Genomic DNA, 17,305 nt, shown 5'->3' on the forward strand with positions numbered 1-17,305 from the left:
TATTGAAGTATTTCTATCTCAGAGATAATGTGTTCAAAATTACAAATTCAACTGTAATATTCAAAATGTAATTTATTTACCCATTATGCCTGAATTCGCATCAAAATATACTATTTCCATCTATAGCCGATGTCAAATTCTTGATGTCTGTTTTATATCTTCTTATTTTCAATTCTTAATCAATAGTTTTAAATCTTTATGAAATTACCCAGCTTGTGGAATAGAAGACAAATACCCGATATCAAGATTGTACCGGATTGGTATATAGTTTTAGGACGCATAGATGCTAGCAATTATGATGTTAATTACTGCTTTGAAGAGTTTTTTGTTATCAAAACTCAAGTAGTAAAAAGTCATAATAGTCGTTTTATTGTAGTTGGAGATATTTGGTTAAGCAACCGCCATGATTTGCTGCAATTTTTACATTCAGATAAAGAATATACTGATAAAGAAATAGTAGCGCATCTTTGGGAAGTTAAAGGCGAAGAATGTCTCAATTTATTGGAAGGAATGTTCTCACTATGTGTTTGGGATAACCAAGAAAGACAGCTATATTTAATTCGAGATGGCGTTGGTTGCTGTACTATTTATTACACTAATTCGGATAAAGTGTGCGTTATTGCTCCTCGTTTAGCGACGCTTTTACCGCATCATTCCCAACTATTGGATTTAGTTGCTTTAAGAGATTATCTTTGCTGTGCTTTTGTACCTGGAGAGCAAACGCTTTGGGAAAACGTAAAGGAATTGTCTCCGGGCAAGGTTTTGCAGATGGAATCCTCTGAGGAAGGAGGAATAAATTTCATCAATCAAAGGTGGTTTTGGCAAGCAAGAGAAAATATTCAGAATGCAGAGGAAAGTTTAATTTGGCATGGAAAACAGTTAAGACAGCTTTTAGATCGGGTTGTAAAAGAATATTTACCTGTAAACGAACCTGTAGGGGTTTATTTATCTGGGGGTTTAGATTCAAGCTGTATTACCGCACTTGCCGCTAAGTTTCATAGTCACCCAGTGCATACTTATTCGATTCATTTTGGCGAAGATTGTCCGAATGAATTAGAGTTTTCTGGTTTAGTAGCGCAACACTGCAAAACCCAGCATCATATCCTAGAAATTACACCCGATGATATGTGGGATAAGCTACCGCTAACAATGTCATATTTAGACGACCCCATCGGCGATCCTTTGACGGTACCAAACTATTTATTAGGAAAGATAGCGCAGGAAAACTCGCGTGTAATATTGAATGGAGAAGGCGGCGACCCTTGTTTCGGCGGTCCTAAAAACCAGCCGATGCTTTTAGATCGGCTTTACGATGGAGTCAAAAATACTGAAGATAGCTTAGTAACAAATTACATTAATTCCTTTAAGAAATGTTCGCGATTTTTACCCCAACTTCTCAAACCAGAGGTTTTTGCAAAAGTAAAAGACAAGGATTTTCTATTTGCCGATTATTTGTATAGACAAGAAAATTATCTCAATCGGTTAATGACAATAAACATCAAATTTAAAGGAGCAGACCATATTTTAACAAAAGTTAATAACATGACTGTTGCTAACAATTTAGAAGGGCGATCGCCGTTATTTGATAGAAGAGTAGTAGAGATGGCGATGCAGATACCACCACAATATAAACTAGCAGGGGCGCAAGAAAAAGCGGTATTAAAACAAGCCGTTTTAGAGGTATTACCAAAACAAATTATAGATCGTCCCAAAAGTGGGATGATGGTACCGGTACAGTATTGGTTTAAAAATACTTGGCAGCGTCGAGCAAAAAGTTTGTTGCTAAATAGAAAAGCGGAAATAGCACCATATTTAAATCAAGATTTAATCAAACAATGGTTAAATTATCGCGGTGATGCTTGGCGACGTTATGGGGTGAAATTGTGGTTATTGGTAAGTTTAGAATTTTGGTTGCAGGTGCAGAAGAAGAATCGGTAATTGGCAATTGTTTTTTTATTTGCAACAACTGCTCACTGCTCACTGATAACTGCTCACTGCTGACTGATTCACCCAAAGCAATCGTCGGCGAATATCGAAATATCGCAAGCATCACTACCTCCTGAAAAATCTCCACCACCGCTATAGTCAACAAAACTATCGCTACTAGCAGATTGACGGCTGTTTGCAATACCTTGACTAATTACGCTTAAAAGTTTTTGCGGGGTGAAAGATTCTAATTCTACATATTTGCCTGCTTCTAACCATTTAATTTCTTCATTTATTAAATATTTTTTGATTTCTAATGATAATTCTTTGGCTTGTGCTGCAAATTCTTCTGAAATTTGAGTGAAAAAATTAGAATTGTTAAATACCTGACGCGGTAGCAATCCTATATCGTAAATAGTAACGTTGGAATTGGAAGTATTAGAAAACCAATCGGGATTTGTAGAAAGAGTATTTACGACACTAACACCGCTTGGGGAAGCGTCATGTAAAACATAGATTTTTAAATCGTTATTGCGACGCAGCATGTGCATTACCGTATCAAAAATATTTTCGGGATAACCATCAATACTTAAGACAGCGGAATTATTTTCAAAATGAAAGTTGTTAGCGATGAGTAGATTTGCAATTTCTGCGCTGTCGCAAATAACTACTCTATCAAAACTGTATGTAGTAATATCTGAGTTTACAGAGCTTGGCAAATTTCTTTGTGTGGATAAAGTGAGTAAGCCATCAATAGGATTAACCGATTGCCAGATATTCAAATAATCTTGAAATTTTTGAGGAGTAACAAGAAGTTTTTGAATTTTTTTGTTTTTTTTATAATCTTGTATTGCTATTCCACTGACTACCATAGATACGCCAGCCACTGCAATCAATAATTCTGAAGTCTGCTGGGAAAATACAATTCCGACAATCACTAAAACAAAACCGAATAATATCAACTCGCTAGTTATGTCAGGTTGCTTTTTAAGCAAACGTTTATTAAGAAGATAAAACAACTGCTTTTCCGTAAACTTAAAAGTATTATTTGCTGAAATATCATTGATTAGTTTAGCGAAAAAAACATCGCTAAACTTTACGCTATACATAAATTTCGGTTCAAAAGCAAACTGATGAGAGCAAGCTTTACAGCGTCTAGAATTTGCAATACGCTCTTTATAAGTATTTTCAGCGCCGCAGTTTATACACTTCATAAACTATGTTGTAATTAAAAATTATTAACTCGTTTCTAGCCTCTGTCTAAACTGTTGACTTTGACCTAATTTTGATGATTTTAATTCAGACTTTTATCGTGTTAACGTTATGGTGCGTTAGATGATGTAGAAAAAGTTTCCCTTTTAATAGATAAATTGTCGTGCATCTAACACACCCTACAAGGAATTTACTTTCAAACTCGTTTCTAAGCAGAGCCTTCGTAGAGAGGTAGAACCTTGTAACGAGAATTTCTAACTGATAACTGATTCATCCAAAGCTATCAATAGCGTAAATCGCAATACCGGTATCGCTATCGCTATCGTTATCATAATCATCATAGCCGCCAATAAAAGTAGTTCCACCACTATCAGGTTGAAAACTTTCGGGTTGACGACTTTTAGCAATACCTTGAGTTACGACTCTTAATAACCTTTTTGGAGTGAAAGATTCTAATTCTATAAATTTACCTGACTCTAACCACTCAATTTCTGCTTCGGTTAAATCTCGTTTGACATCAATTGATAAGTTTCGGGCATCTCTTCCATATTCTTCTTTTTGCTGTACAAATGCCTTGGAATTATTTATAAACTGACGTGGAAGCAATCCCAAATCATAAATAGTAACGTCGGTGTTAGAAAACCAATTGGGGCTAGTACGGAGATGATTTAATAAACTTACACCGCGTGGAGAAGCATTATGTAAAGCATAAACTTTTAAATCGGGATTGCGTCTGAGCATTTCCATAATTGTACTAAAAATATTTTCTGGATATCCAGTAATACTTAACACGGCACAGTTATTTTCAAAGTGGAAATTATTGGCTATTAATAATTGAGCAACTTCCGCACTATCGCAAACAACGACTCTATCAAAACTGTATGCGGTGATATCAGGGTTGATATTAGCTGGTGTATTTTCCTGACGCGCTGAAGGCAACATATTAGTAATTGTGCCATTGATTTCTTGCCAGCGATTTACCCAAATTTGAAATAAATTTTGATTGATAGTTAATGTACCTGCTGGCTCTCCCAAACTCTGTATTTCTGCTAAAGAATTTAATTGTGTTGTTCCTAAATAAATTAGCGCCATACCGACAATAACACTGATTATAAATATAGCGAATGAATTAATTGAAAGTGCAAATAAAATTCCTAATATCAAAATTACAATACCGCTGATTTGAACAAACCTGGCGTTACCTTTACGAACATTAGATTTATTTTTTCGAGATGTACTTTGATTAAGAGATACAACGATTAAAATTAAGAAGCCTATAACTACTGATATTCCAGAAGTAGGTATTCCAAATATAAAAATAAGTACGAATGCAACTATTTTACCTGCATTTATTTGGTTAGTTTTTTTACGAATACGCTTATCTAAAACATAAAAAAATTGCTTAGGAGTAAAGTATAAGGTTCCGTTAGCGGAAATATCTGTAATTATTTTTTGAAAAAATGGGTCGGTAAATTTATATTTGGTATCGGTACTTTTTGGTTCAAAAGTAAAAGTATGATTGCAGTTTTTACACCTACCTTGATTGGCAGTTCGTTCTTTTAAATTATTGTCAACTCCGCAATTAACGCATTTCATTTATTTCTCCTTTTAAGTAAGTAAAGCTTCCCTCTCCTTAATAAGGAGAGGGATTGAGGGTGAGGTTTTATCTTGAACTATAGATTTGGTTGTGTAATAAAATATCATAATCTTCTCTTTTACGAATCAACTTATGTTTATCATTTTCTAATAAAACTTCAGCAGGGCGGGGACGATGTAAAAAGTGAGAAGACATTGCATAACCATAAGCGCCGACATCCAAAATAGCGATAATATCTCCAATTTCTAACTGTGGAAGCTGACAATTTTTTCCTAAATAATCGCGGGAATAAGTAGTGTTTCCACAAACATCTGTAAGATACAATTTCCCAGTTTTCCAACTGACAATTTCACGATAGCCTCCATGTACTGACGGCACTGATAAATTAGCAACGGTAGTATTAACGCCGATAATTTGTTTATTTTGCTGCCATTTAAAAGAAACAACTTTAGCAAAAAGAGTAGCACACCGGGCAATTGCAGCCCTTCCGGGTTCGATAATTAAATCAATTTTTCTATCCAGTTTTAACAACACATCGCTAATTTCTCTACCAAAACTTTCCCAATCAAAAGCAACTCCATCATGATGATAGGGATATCCAAAACCGCCACCAAAATCTAAATATTGCCAATCTGGTAATAATTTTGCGGTTTCAATAACTCGATTAATTACTTGTGTAAAAGCCTTTGTAGCATTAGTTCCCGTACCTCGATAAAAATGCAAACCACTGACTTTTAAATTTACTTGTGATGCAACTTCTACAGCTTTGTTAAATTCATTTGGAGAAACACCAATACGACTATCGCCGGTAATTTCGGATAAATTTAAGCGCAATCCTAATTTGATTTCTTTAATATTGTTATTGTTTTTAGACTGATAAACGTCACAAAATACCTGTAGTTGAGCAACGCTATCTAAATTAAAGGCTGTAATTCCCAAATTTAATAGCTGTGCTATTTCATCAGCGCTCAAATTGCTACCGCTGTAAACAATATTTTCTGGAGAAAAGCCCGCTTTTAAAGCTAAATAAATATCTCCCGGAGTATTGGCATGAATCCCCCAACCGCAATCTTTGAAGATTTGCAGTAACGAAATATTGCCATTCGTAACGCTAGCAAAGTGGAATTTTGTGTGGGGATAGGGAATTGATTTAGTGATGCGAGCGATTGTCTGCCGCAAAATTTCTGCTTGATAAACGTATAGAGGAGAATCGTAAATAGAAAGTAATTCTTTTACTTGGTTTTGGGAAATTGGGCATTGGGGATTGGGCATTGAATTTTAACCTCGTGTTAGAAGTTAGTGATTCACGAGGGCATTTTATACCAGTATTAGAAGAAAATTACTTATGTTAATTAATTTATATATGTAGGATGTGTTGCCGCTTGAAGAGATATGGTTATAGGTTAAATACTATTTAGCTCTAACACACCACAGTATTTAAAATTCATTTAATTTAATATTTCTGTTAATGTGATTTTTAGTTTCGAGATGGTGATGGCGCTAATAATCCCGCTAAAGCACCTAATGCACCAGTACCCAAACCGGTAAGCAACTCAGGAGTCTTTTTGTCGTTTACTCGCAGCCAAATTGCTCCAACAACACAAAAAACTAAAGTAAAAGAAAGTGCTGAAACAACTATTCGGTAAATCCAAACATCATTTTCTAATGGCTTTCCAACATCATTAATAAGTTTAATTATTTCTTCGTCGGGATTGCTTCTACAATCTTCTACAATATCTGGCTCTTCTTCAAGCTTCTTTTTTATGGCTTCCATCGATACTTGATATCGTTTATCTTTCATTGTTAGTAATATAAATAACTTAAATTTACAGCAAAGAACATTTTGTTATTCAAGTTAATTTTAAGTTAACAAGAAAAGCAAGATAGCCTTGTTACTGATTGCCGAGCATTTATAATAAAAAATATGTCAAAATGTAATTATCAGTTTTTTTAGCTAAAAAAATAATTTTTATTTAATTCATAATTTTAAAACAATTGTGGCTAATATTACCTATATTTTGATTGAGGAGCATCTGCGGGAAATTTCACGAGATGAACAATTTACAATTGCGGATGGAGAAGAAAGGATAACAATAAAATTTGACGATTCTCCAGAAAGTTTTGAGAAAATTGAAGAACTTATTAAATCTGGTGCATTATCTGAGATATTTAGTGTTGCCGTTGATAAGATTTCTTTTGTGAGTGGAGAATTTGAATTTAATGAAGATAATATTCAATACTACGAAAAATATTATTATCAGAAATCTTGTCGAATCCAAGCAATTTTAAGCAAAGGAGGTATGTCGCGAAATCTGAGTTCAAATGACTTCAGAAAGACCGATTTTAGGGGTATAAATTTTACATATGCCGATGTTAGTAGTTGCGACTTTAGCTTTGCCAACCTTAGCAATACAAACTTCCAACGCGCAAACCTTGATTATGCTCAGTTATGTAATGCTGACTTAAGAAATGCTATCCTCAGCGATACAAGTTTAGATAATGCTGATTTTACAAATGCAAACTGTGACAGTATCGAACTAAGAAATGCCTACCTTGATAGCGTTAACTTTCTAAATACAACTCTAAGAAATGCCGATATCAGTTTCTCCAGAGGATTTAATGCTGATTTTAGTTATGCACAATTAAACCTTGCTAGCTTCAAAGGTAGCGATTTAATAAATACGAATTTTTATAGTTGTGACTTAAGTGCTACCGATTTTTGTGATAGCAATCTCAGTAATGCTAGCTTGGGATTTTGCAATTTAAGCAAAGCAAATTTAAATGGCGCTAACCTTAGTTATGCCTATATTTATAGTAATAATTTAACTGATATTAATCTTAGTTTAGCCAATGTAGAAAAAGCTAGATTTAGAAATAACATCGGAATTTCTGAATCAATCAAGCAAGATTTAATTCTACGAGGAGCAATCTTTTAGAATTTATTGATTTCGGATGCTGCGTTACGGCTTCAACTACATATTGGTTATTTCTTAAAACATTTCACGCCGTAACACACCCTACAAGAATATTATTTTTTAACCCAATGCCCGATGCCCAATGCCCAATGCCCAATACCATCACTTCTTAAACTTCTGCAAAACCCTCAACCATAACAATTGATAATCAAAAACTTTCCCTTCAACTTTCTCACCTAAAACTTCAACTCGCCACATCTCCCACATCAACAGCAGCCACAAAACTTCACCGATACGACGCTGACGAATTTGCCCGCCGATTTCACCCTCTAAAACTTTTAAAATAATATCTTCTTGATAAAACCCTTCAAATTTCAAAATACCTTGATTCAATCTTTTACTAACTTCACCCCATAACTCACCCAAACACCAACTATTTAAAGGTACTCCCATACCGCGTTTTTCTCGCCAAACAATTTCTGACGGTAGCCAAGATTCAACGGCTTTTTTAAGAATATATTTTTCAGTATTACCCTGCAAACAAAGTTCTCCAGAAAGCGCAAAACTCCACTCAGCTAATGGTAAATCGCAAAAAGGCGATCGCACTCTTAAATTAAATGCTTTTCCCAAATTTGTAGCTCTAGGATGAATATTTTGCGCGCCTTTGAGCATCAAACTAGCTCTTCGCAATCTAGCTAAAATATTGTTGATAAATTCTGGGTTTAATGCTTCAGCAATCCAAGTTTCTGGATTAATGTTTTTTATTTGACTAATTAATTCGGATTGAAAACATTGCCCTTCATAACCGTAAAGTCTATGAAAAGTCCGCAGGTATTGAAGATTGAAATCCTCAGAATTATAAATACCGGCGGCAATTAAAGGTTTATTAGTCCATCCAGCAAATAATTGATCTCCCCCTTCACCATTAAAAATTACTGATGTTTCTTTTGATGCCGCTTCACAAAGTAAGTATATCGGTATCGTTACCCCATCACCAAAAGGTAAATCTAAAGCTTTGACGGTAGCTTTCATTGCTGATTTAATTCGCTTCGGTGTTGCGTCAACTTTTACCAAAGGAATTTCTAAATGTTTAGCCACAACTTCAGCAAAAGGTAATTCAGATATTCCATATTCGCCAAAATCCAAAGCGTAAGCTTTAACTTTTACTCCAGCTTGCACTAACAAAGCTGCAACAACAGAAGAATCTAGCCCTCCAGAAAGAAATACTCCAACTTCTTGAGGTAAATTACTTAATTGACGGTAAATAGAATTTTTTAGTAAATCTTGCAGCTGCAATATTGCCGTTTTTTCATCTTTGATTAAATCTTCAGTTTCTTGCCACCGATAACAATTTTGAATTTGATGATTTTGAATTTGATGATTTTGATTAATTTCCCAAACAATTTCACATCCTGCGGGTACCGTAAAAATATTTTCTATGGGGCTTAAAGGAGTCGGTACGTAAGAAAAACAGTTATAGCCGTAAAAACCTGGAATACTAACTTGTGGAGAATCTAAAACAGGTAATAACAACTGTATTCGCGTTGCAAACCAAATTACTTGCTCTTTTTGAAACCAATATAAAGGGATTCTTCCAAAGCAATCTCGACTTAAAACTAAACGCTGATTTTCAAACTTAATTACTGCATCTGCTAACTCTGAAATTCCCGCAGCAGAAAGCGAAACTTGACAAAATTCTTTAGTCTTAAAAATTCCCTCATTACTGATAGAATAATTATTTGTAAAACTCCATTGGGCTAAAGCACCAAAGCAATCATGTTTTTGATAATTGACTTGCTGTAACTCTTTCTCAACAGACGCTTGACTAAAAATCCGAGTCAAAATAGTTTTTAATTCAGAAATATTACCGCTACCCCAATAACCGACAATTTCTTTCAACTTTCACTGGTAATCTGTAAATTGTTAATTAACTAATTAGCCATCAATAAATAAAAGAGAATAAATTATCTATTGCAAGCTAAAAATATATCTTATTAATGCCCAATGTCCAATCCCCCATGCCCAATATCAATATCATTTAACAAAAAACTGATTGCTAATCTTGGCTTCATCATTCAAAGTCATTTGGACAATCCAGTTACCAGCAGCATCACCTTCTTTTAATTTATAGCGGCAATGAGTATTCCAAACTTCTGTAGCGATAGCTTTTGTTTTCCAACTATTTTTATGAGCAATTTCGCGGTTAGGTTTTAGCCAATTACAGCCTAATTCTACCTGTTTGCCAACAGGAGCATTTTGCAAAGTCACATTGTAAAATAATTCCGGAGTATTTTGACGCTCTACTTCTTTTAAGTTAGCCGAATCATTGCGCCTGAAACCAATTCGGCTCTGAGAAAACTCAATATTTTCAAGTGCTGAGTTGTTCTGTTGTTGCACGAAGAAAGTAGCTGCGATCGCACTAACTAATACAGTTAGCACGCCTCCAATTATTAAACCATTACGTTTCTTCTCCTTATCTAAAGCTTGCTTGCGATAAACCTGCATTACAGCTTCATCGAGCAAATCATCAGGTAAATTCAACTCCTGCAAAATCTGCTGTAACTCTTCTACTTCTACTTCAGACTGTCGTCGTTGAGACAAACGTTCAACTTCAGCGACAATTTGTGAAACTTGTTTTGTTGTCAAACGTTTCTGCATAACATTCAGACATTGCGTTACGTAATTTAACTTCTACAGTGCGCCCTAATTATCAGCAAAATTCATTAGAACAAGATTTTTAGTTATGTATAGCAACGGACGTATCGGTTAATGCACTAAAGACGAAAAACAATATTAAGTAAAACTGTTCTAATAAATTTGGCTGCTGCTATACAGTATTTTGCTATTAGCCTGATGAAATAATTTGATTGCGATCGCAAAATATTATTATCTTTTTATACCACCGATATTTTAAACTCTCATAATATCAGACTGTAATTCATACTAAATAGTAAATAGGTAACAATTAACAATTGCCAGTCCTCAGTAAGCAGCTAGCAGTTACCAGTTAACAGTTTTGAACCAATAATTATTAACTAATTCTCTTCGCATCTTTCCATCTTCTAAACTCCTTGCAGAAGTATGGGAGTATGTCACAGTATGAATGCAGCATTATTGTAGGTATTTCCCATGGCACTGGATATTTCCTATTTGCCCTTGGCGTTTATGTTTACTTCTCCCGGTCCAATTTTAGTAAAATTAGGGCCATTAACTATCCGCTGGTATGGCTTATTAATAGCCTCAGCAGTATTGATTGGTGTAACGCTTTCTCAGTATTTAGCAAAGCGCCGAAATGTCAATCCCGATTTATTAAGCGATTTATCGATTTGGCTGGTAATTGGCGCAATTCCAGCTGCGAGAATATATTACGTTTTATTTCAATGGCAAGAATATTCTCAACGTCCTGGGGACATTATCGCCATCTGGAAGGGTGGTATTGCTATTCATGGAGCCATTATCGGCGGTCTGCTAGCCGCATTAATCTTTGCCAAACTAAAAAAAGTTTCATTTTGGCAGCTAGCCGATTTAGTGGCTCCTTCGCTGATTTTAGGACAGGCAATAGGGCGCTGGGGAAACTTCTTCAACTCAGAAGCCTTTGGAAAACCTACGAACTTACCTTGGAAGCTTTATATTCCTCGTGAAATTACCCTAATTGATGGCTCAAAAGTTTACCCCCGTCCCCCAGAATTCATTAATGAAAGCTTTTTCCATCCCACATTCCTTTACGAATCATTGTGGAATGTCATGGTATTCAGCTTGCTGATGATATTATTCTTTCGTGGCTTGCAAGGTAAGCTGCCCTTAAGAACCGGTACGATATTCTTGGTTTATCTAGTGGGTTACAGTTTAGGACGTTTTTGGATTGAAGGATTGCGTTTAGATAGCTTGATGCTCGGTCCTTTAAGAATTGCTCAAGTAGTCAGTTTAGTACAAATAGCCATCGGATTCGCTGGTTTATGGTGGCTTTACTTGAGAAAACGTCCCCTACCGGATGTAGTTTCTACCCAAAGTGAAGAAGAAAGGGTTCGAGAAATGAGGAGGTAGGGCATAGGGCATAGGGCATGGAGCATGGGGCAGGAAAGACAAGCAGAGCAGGGGAAGAACAATTAAATCTCTACTCGCTATTCGCCACTCCTTATTCTTGGGTTCTTGACTCTAAAGTGTTAATTCCGAATTCAACTCTTCACTATTAATTTTTTCAATTTCCAATTACCAATGCCCAATGCCCAATGCCCAATTACCAATTACCAAAATATCTGAAATAAAAAATGCCCCAGAGTTATCTCCAGGGCTTAACCAGGGTGCATCTACCAATCAATATTTCTATATATAGGGGTCAAATCCGGAAAGATACCGAGATATTTCCCGAAAAACTTTGTAAGAGGAAGCATTTCCAATTTATTCTATGCGTGAAAATACTAGTACTTTGTGTGAAGAAAAATCTACTCTTAAACTAAAACCAGCAGTTTACATTGTCGGAGCAGGTCCCGGAGACCCCGATCTATTAACCATTAAAGCCAAAAAACTACTAGAACAGACCGATGTAGTTTTATTTGCAGACTCTTTAGTCCCTCAAGAGATATTAGAATTTTGTCGCGAAGATGCCCAAATTATTCGCACGGCTTCCAAAACGCTGGAAGAAATTGTGCCGATGATGGTGGATATTGTCAGAAATAATAAATCAGTTGTGCGTTTGCATTCGGGAGATCCAAGTCTTTACAGCGCCATCCACGAACAAATGCAGCAACTAGCACAAGCCGAAACACCTTTTGAAGTTATCCCCGGTATTAGTGCTTTTCAAGCTGCCGCAGCGAAATTAAATGTAGAACTGACGGTACCGGGTTTAGTGCAAACCATTATACTCACCCGTATCAGCGGACGCACGCAAGTACCGCCAAAAGAAGAATTATCCTCACTAGCAGCACATCAAGCAAGTCTCTGCCTATATTTGAGCGCTCGTCATATAGAAGATTCCCAAGCCAAGCTTTTAGAACATTATCCACCCGAAACCCCCGTCGCAATCTGCTTTCGCGTCGGCTGGCACGACGAAAAAATTATTGTAGTTCCTCTAAACGAAATTGCAGAATCCACCCACAAAGAAAAACTGATTCGCACCACACTCTACATCATCAGCCCCGCCCTTGGTGAAGCAACAGCAAGGTCAAGATTGTATCACCCAGAGCATTCGCATTTGTTTCGTCCGAAATGATTGAGAAGGGGAATGGGGCATGGGGCATGGGGCATTGTAAATAGTTAAGAGCTTGATCGCCAATTTCCTTACGGACACGCTCCGCTAACAGCCTGGAAGGCTGGGGCTACTGAAACTAAGCCCGCCTACGCGGGCTAAATTAGGCGCATCTTTATAAAGAAATGGTATTAGGAATAAGGAGTTATAAAACTATTGGTAGTCGCAGCATCTTGCTCCCTAGCTGTTTTATAAATCCAAAGCCAATTACCAATTACCAATTACCAATTACCAATTACCAATGCCCAATGCCCAATGCCCCATGCCCAATTACCAATGCCCAATGCCCCATGCCCAATTCCCTATTCCCAATTCCCTATTCCCAATCCCCACTCTTCGATAAACTGAACAGTGAAGAAGAAATTAGGTAAATAAACTCATGCTAGACGAACAGGCTAAGAAAACTATGTTGCGGAAGATTCCGCACGGGTTATATATCTGTGGAGTTAAGGATGGTGAAGAAGTTAATGGTTTTACAGCAAGCTGGTTAATGCAGGCTTCGTTTAAGCCACCTTTGGTTGTAAATTGTGTCAAAGGAGATTCCATATCCCATCAGATGATTGAAAAGAGTGGGGTATTTGCTATCAGTTTCCTAGAAGATGGGCAAAAAGACTTAGCAGAAAAATTTTTTAAACCAATGCGCCGCGTTGGTAATAAATTTGAAGATGTAGAGTTTTACCTTGGTGAAACCGGATGTCCAGTCATCACCGATTCCTTGGGATGCGTAGAATGTCAAGTAGTTGGAAAAGTTGATAAAGGCGATCATACCGTTTACGTTGGCGAAGTCATTGCTGCAAAAGTTCATCGCGAAGGAAAGCAACTCAACCTCGAAACAACAGGTTGGAATTACGGCGGATAGATGGAGTTAGGAGTTAAGAGTTAGGAATTAGGAATTAAGAATAATTAATAACTAGTTACTGTTCACTGTTCACTGTTAACTGTTCACTGATAATCATGCCTTTCATTAAAGTTCAAAGTTCTATATCTACCCCCCAAAAAGCTGAAGTTGAGGGAATGCTGAAAACTTTGTCGTCTAAATTAGCTAAGCATACTGGAAAACCAGAATCCTATGTAATGACGGCTTTTGAAGCAGAAGTCCCCATGACTTTTGGTGGTAGTACTGACCCGGTTTGTTACATAGAAGTCAAAAGTATCGGTACTATGAAACCCGAACAAACAAAGTCCATGAGTCAGGACTTTTGCTCGGAAATCAATCAAGCCCTTGGTGTTCCGACAAATCGGATTTATATCGAATTTGCCGATGCCAAAGGTGCCATGTGGGGTTGGAACGGTAGTACGTTTGGTTAATTTTTTTCATCTTAATGTAGAGACGTAGCAGTGCTACGTCTCCAATAACGTTGAATCATCATTTTATACTTTGAATAAACAGCACTCAGATTAGTAAATTAGTAGGTTGGGTTGCGCTTCGCTTAACCCAACGCGGGTGTTGGGTTACTCTATCTCCCGGAGGGAGACGCTTCGCTAACGAGAAAGCTCCGCTTACACCCCGTTCAACCCCAATACGGTTCAGTTAAGAAATTTATCAGTTGAGACAAGCAGGGTGAGCAGAGGGAGCAGAGGGAGCAGGGGGAGAAAATATTGCTTATCTGAACTGTATTGCGTTCAACCCAACCTACCTTCTGCTACGTCTCAAATAATGTTAAATTATCGCTTCATGTTTTTAATAAGCAGCGACGAGTTTATACAGGTATAGCCATTTTTATTTTAGTAAAATATAATATCTATATGGGTATAGTAAGTAACTTTAAATACTTTTAACCCTTAGAAATACGTTTGATTAAAACCCCATATTTAATATTTCAGAAAACAATGGATTTTTTGACTGTATCAAGCCTAATGGTTGCGCTTGTTAATATTTTCACTTGGCTAGAAAATATATTTTTTGCTGTTTTACATTGGTTAGGAGATTTTAGTAAAGCTGTTGTCAGTATTTTACCCAATTTATTAAGTTGGTTTGGAACCAAAGCTTTTACATCGTTTTGTTGGTTGGAAGATATCGGTAAAAATTTAATTGGTATTTTCTCTAATATATTGAGTTGGCTAGGAACAAAATTTTTTATAGCTTTGTATTGGTTCGGAGATTTGACTAAAACTTTAATTAAAACAGTAAATCTTTTCCTTGGTTCCTTTAGTGATTACAAAATAATTATAATATTATATTCTTGTGTGTGGTTAAGTATAATTTTTATGATATGGTTTTTATATACTTTAACAAAAAGTCATTTGGAAAAAATTGCGGTTTTGCAAGAAAAGCAATATCTTTTACAAGAAAAGCAACATGAATATGAAATTAAACAACTTAATCACAAAGCTAGAAATAGAATAATTGGCACAATAGTTAATAAAGTATTACCCTTTTTACTAATCCCCTAAGAAATTAATTACTTGTCTTTAAACAACTTTCGCTGTTAGCCGAAGAATTTAATTCTTCGGCTATTTTAATATTTATACTAAAACATTATCTATCAACTTCTTCCCAGAGAAAATTTATAATCACTGTGTAAATCCTTTATTCTTAAATTTATTTGATAAATCCACACTCTGCCGACAATTAAAACCCCAAATAATCTACCATAGGGACTTAGCCTTCTCAAAAATCCTAATTCCACTATGTCTGTCAAAACTGTAGCTTCTTCCAAACCACCCACACCTGAATATCCAAAAATCTCTATCCCTCCTTTATTGGGAGCATCTCTAGAAGAATTAACTGCTTGGGTACAAGCACAGGAACAACCAGCTTACAGAGGAAAACAGTTACATCAGTGGATATATCAAAGAGGTGTTCGTTCTTTAACTGATATCACAGTATTTTCTAAACAATGGCGGGAATCTGTAGCCGAAATTCCCATCGGACGTTCTCAATTACGACATAGTTCTACAGCACCCGACGGTACAGTAAAGTATCTTTTAGAACTGGCAGATGGCGAAATTATAGAAACTGTCGGTATGCCAACTTTCAAAAGATGGGGAAAAAGTAGGAATCGACAAGCAGATAATCCAGACGCTTTAGAACGTTTAACAGTTTGCGTTTCTACTCAAGTTGGTTGTCCGATGGCTTGCGATTTTTGTGCTACTGGTAAAGGAGGTTACCAGCGAAATCTGACTCGTAGCGAAATTGTAGACCAAGTTTTAACCGTACAGGAAGATTTTGGACAACGAGTTAGTCATATTGTGTTGATGGGTATGGGCGAGCCGTTGTTAAATGTGGATAATACTTTAGGCGCAATTCAATGTCTTAATAAAGATGTGGGAATCGGACAGCGTAACTTAACTCTTTCTACAGTAGGTATTCCCGGACGTATTCGTCACTTAGCAAAATATCGTTTACAAGTAACCCTCGCTGTTAGTCTTCACGCACCAAATCAAGAGTTACGAGAGGAAATTATTCCCAGCGCTCGTAAATTCCCAATTGAAGAATTATTTGCTGAATGTCGCGATTACGTAGAGATGACGGGACGGCGCGTATCTTTTGAATACATATTACTTGCAGGTGTAAATGACCTTCCAGAACACGCACATCAACTATCGAGACAGTTACGCGGATTTCAATGTCATGTAAATTTAATTCCCTATAATCCTATCCAAGAAGTAGATTACAAACGCCCAAATAGCGAACGAATTCAAGCTTTTGTATATGCTTTAGAAAAACACCATACCGCACACAGCGTCCGTTACTCCCGTGGCTTAGAAACAGATGCTGCTTGCGGACAGTTGCGAGCCAGTAAAAAATAGGTAATGGGTAATGGGTAATGGGTAATAGGTAAAGAAATTATTCTCAACTACTAACTACCAACTACCAATTACCAATTACCAATTCTCACTTTTTTGCATAAATACCGGGAGCGTAAGCTTCAATAACTTTTCCGGTACGGGTACAGTTAATCATTAAATAATCGCAATTTGCACAGCTTGTGCGACATATTTGACTTTCACAAATATTATGTCTTTCACATTTGCTACCACAATTGGGACAGCAAACTTTTTGTATTATTCGCATTCCGATTTTTAAGCCTCTTTTTAGTCTTTTTTTTGAAACAGTTATATGCAATCGTCACTTATGTTCAATATGTTAAACTCGTAAATTTTGATATAAATAGATTCGGATATATTTTTGACTATTGTTCAAAACAAACTTATTCATATATTTTCTTATTCTCTACTTTTTGAGAAAATTTTTCATCCAACTTTGGATATAAAAACTATCAACTAAATGCAATTTGTCTCTTTCTACGCGGCAATTTTCATTGCTCAGCTTTGAGACCGCCTTGTTTATAGTCATTCCAGGATAACCTAATTTAATTTTCGATATGTAAAAACATTATTATTTTTTAAGCAAGTTTTGCCGATACCAGTTTGATAGTTCAGATAAAAATATATGAAGCCATGACT

At 36.2% G+C, this 17,305-nt stretch carries 15 protein-coding genes; 8 read left to right on the top strand and 7 right to left on the bottom strand.

Annotation, left to right across the window (positions count from 1 at the left end):
• Window positions 1-198: 198 nt before the first annotated feature.
• The gene (locus RIV7116_RS07335; RefSeq protein ID WP_015117652.1) at window positions 199-1,938 is read left to right on the top strand and encodes an asparagine synthetase B; all 1,740 of its coding nucleotides are present in this window, start codon (window positions 199-201) and stop codon (window positions 1,936-1,938) included.
• 68 nt (window positions 1,939-2,006) lie between these two features.
• Here the strand turns inward: RIV7116_RS07335 and RIV7116_RS07340 are convergent, their stop codons facing one another.
• From RIV7116_RS07340 to RIV7116_RS07355, 4 genes are all read right to left on the bottom strand, one after another.
• A complete protein-coding gene (locus tag RIV7116_RS07340) occupies window positions 2,007-3,140 on the bottom strand; it encodes a hypothetical protein (RefSeq protein WP_015117653.1) in 1,134 nt (377 codons plus the stop codon).
• Between the two features lie 268 nt (window positions 3,141-3,408).
• Window positions 3,409-4,734 (bottom strand): hypothetical protein, encoded by a 1,326-nt coding sequence (locus RIV7116_RS07345; RefSeq protein WP_015117654.1) that lies wholly within the window; start codon window positions 4,732-4,734, stop codon window positions 3,409-3,411.
• A gap of 67 nt (window positions 4,735-4,801) precedes the next feature.
• Window positions 4,802-6,007, bottom strand: coding sequence for a hypothetical protein (locus tag RIV7116_RS07350; RefSeq protein ID WP_015117655.1), 1,206 nt, complete (start codon window positions 6,005-6,007; stop codon window positions 4,802-4,804).
• 205 nt (window positions 6,008-6,212) lie between these two features.
• Window positions 6,213-6,536, bottom strand: coding sequence for a hypothetical protein (locus RIV7116_RS07355; RefSeq protein ID WP_015117656.1), 324 nt, complete (start codon window positions 6,534-6,536; stop codon window positions 6,213-6,215).
• A gap of 196 nt (window positions 6,537-6,732) precedes the next feature.
• On the opposite strand from RIV7116_RS07355, the gene RIV7116_RS33700 reads away from it, so the two are divergent.
• Window positions 6,733-7,671: a pentapeptide repeat-containing protein gene (locus RIV7116_RS33700; RefSeq protein ID WP_015117657.1), complete on the top strand. Its 939-nt coding sequence runs from the start codon at window positions 6,733-6,735 to the stop codon at window positions 7,669-7,671.
• Between the two features lie 141 nt (window positions 7,672-7,812).
• On the opposite strand, the gene RIV7116_RS07365 is transcribed toward RIV7116_RS33700, so the two are convergent.
• Window positions 7,813-9,549: an asparagine synthetase B gene (locus RIV7116_RS07365; RefSeq protein ID WP_015117658.1), complete on the bottom strand. Its 1,737-nt coding sequence runs from the start codon at window positions 9,547-9,549 to the stop codon at window positions 7,813-7,815.
• Between the two features lie 135 nt (window positions 9,550-9,684).
• On the bottom strand, window positions 9,685-10,308 hold the full coding sequence (locus RIV7116_RS07370) for a hypothetical protein (protein WP_015117659.1): 624 nt from the start codon (window positions 10,306-10,308) through the stop codon (window positions 9,685-9,687).
• Between the two features lie 471 nt (window positions 10,309-10,779).
• Between RIV7116_RS07370 and lgt the strand changes: the two genes are divergently transcribed.
• The 6 genes from lgt (at window position 10,780) to rlmN (ending at window position 16,648) form a co-directional block, all read left to right on the top strand.
• Window positions 10,780-11,694, top strand: coding sequence for a prolipoprotein diacylglyceryl transferase (lgt, locus tag RIV7116_RS07375; RefSeq protein WP_015117660.1), 915 nt, complete (start codon window positions 10,780-10,782; stop codon window positions 11,692-11,694).
• 361 nt (window positions 11,695-12,055) lie between these two features.
• Window positions 12,056-12,859 carry a precorrin-4 C(11)-methyltransferase gene (cobM, locus tag RIV7116_RS07380; RefSeq protein ID WP_015117661.1) on the top strand — a complete coding sequence of 268 codons (804 nt, stop codon included), beginning with the start codon at window positions 12,056-12,058 and terminating at the stop codon, window positions 12,857-12,859.
• Between the two features lie 415 nt (window positions 12,860-13,274).
• Entirely contained in the window at window positions 13,275-13,754 is a 480-nt protein-coding gene (locus tag RIV7116_RS07385; RefSeq protein WP_015117662.1) for a flavin reductase family protein, read from the top strand.
• A gap of 95 nt (window positions 13,755-13,849) precedes the next feature.
• Window positions 13,850-14,203, top strand: coding sequence for a phenylpyruvate tautomerase MIF-related protein (locus tag RIV7116_RS07390; protein WP_015117663.1), 354 nt, complete (start codon window positions 13,850-13,852; stop codon window positions 14,201-14,203).
• A gap of 522 nt (window positions 14,204-14,725) precedes the next feature.
• Window positions 14,726-15,289, top strand: coding sequence for a hypothetical protein (locus tag RIV7116_RS07395; protein WP_015117664.1), 564 nt, complete (start codon window positions 14,726-14,728; stop codon window positions 15,287-15,289).
• Between the two features lie 237 nt (window positions 15,290-15,526).
• On the top strand, window positions 15,527-16,648 hold the full coding sequence (gene rlmN / locus RIV7116_RS07400) for a 23S rRNA (adenine(2503)-C(2))-methyltransferase RlmN (RefSeq protein WP_015117665.1): 1,122 nt from the start codon (window positions 15,527-15,529) through the stop codon (window positions 16,646-16,648).
• Window positions 16,649-16,733: 85 nt separating this feature from the next.
• On the opposite strand, the gene RIV7116_RS36865 is transcribed toward rlmN, so the two are convergent.
• The gene (locus RIV7116_RS36865) at window positions 16,734-16,913 is read right to left on the bottom strand and encodes a hypothetical protein (protein ID WP_015117666.1); all 180 of its coding nucleotides are present in this window, start codon (window positions 16,911-16,913) and stop codon (window positions 16,734-16,736) included.
• Window positions 16,914-17,305 lie beyond the last annotated feature (392 nt).

It is taken from the genome of Rivularia sp. PCC 7116 (assembly GCF_000316665.1).
In the GTDB taxonomy this organism is placed as follows: Bacteria; Cyanobacteriota; Cyanobacteriia; order Cyanobacteriales; family Nostocaceae; genus Rivularia.

What these genes read in the sequence shown, in the direction of transcription:
- RIV7116_RS07370 (WP_015117659.1), bottom strand. Translation starts at nt 10,308, where the DNA reads ATGCAGAAACGTTTGACAACAAAACAAGTTTCACAAATTGTCGCTGAA.
- RIV7116_RS36865 (WP_015117666.1), bottom strand. Translation starts at nt 16,913, where the DNA reads ATGCGAATAATACAAAAAGTTTGCTGTCCCAATTGTGGTAGCAAATGT.
- RIV7116_RS07335 (WP_015117652.1), top strand. Translation starts at nt 199, where the DNA reads ATGAAATTACCCAGCTTGTGGAATAGAAGACAAATACCCGATATCAAG.
- RIV7116_RS07350 (WP_015117655.1), bottom strand. Translation starts at nt 6,007, where the DNA reads ATGCCCAATCCCCAATGCCCAATTTCCCAAAACCAAGTAAAAGAATTA.
- RIV7116_RS07385 (WP_015117662.1), top strand. Translation starts at nt 13,275, where the DNA reads ATGCTAGACGAACAGGCTAAGAAAACTATGTTGCGGAAGATTCCGCAC.
- RIV7116_RS07395 (WP_015117664.1), top strand. Translation starts at nt 14,726, where the DNA reads ATGGATTTTTTGACTGTATCAAGCCTAATGGTTGCGCTTGTTAATATT.
- RIV7116_RS07345 (WP_015117654.1), bottom strand. Translation starts at nt 4,734, where the DNA reads ATGAAATGCGTTAATTGCGGAGTTGACAATAATTTAAAAGAACGAACT.
- rlmN (WP_015117665.1), top strand. Translation starts at nt 15,527, where the DNA reads ATGTCTGTCAAAACTGTAGCTTCTTCCAAACCACCCACACCTGAATAT.
- RIV7116_RS07355 (WP_015117656.1), bottom strand. Translation starts at nt 6,536, where the DNA reads ATGAAAGATAAACGATATCAAGTATCGATGGAAGCCATAAAAAAGAAG.
- RIV7116_RS07340 (WP_015117653.1), bottom strand. Translation starts at nt 3,140, where the DNA reads ATGAAGTGTATAAACTGCGGCGCTGAAAATACTTATAAAGAGCGTATT.
- RIV7116_RS07390 (WP_015117663.1), top strand. Translation starts at nt 13,850, where the DNA reads ATGCCTTTCATTAAAGTTCAAAGTTCTATATCTACCCCCCAAAAAGCT.
- lgt (WP_015117660.1), top strand. Translation starts at nt 10,780, where the DNA reads ATGGCACTGGATATTTCCTATTTGCCCTTGGCGTTTATGTTTACTTCT.
- cobM (WP_015117661.1), top strand. Translation starts at nt 12,056, where the DNA reads ATGCGTGAAAATACTAGTACTTTGTGTGAAGAAAAATCTACTCTTAAA.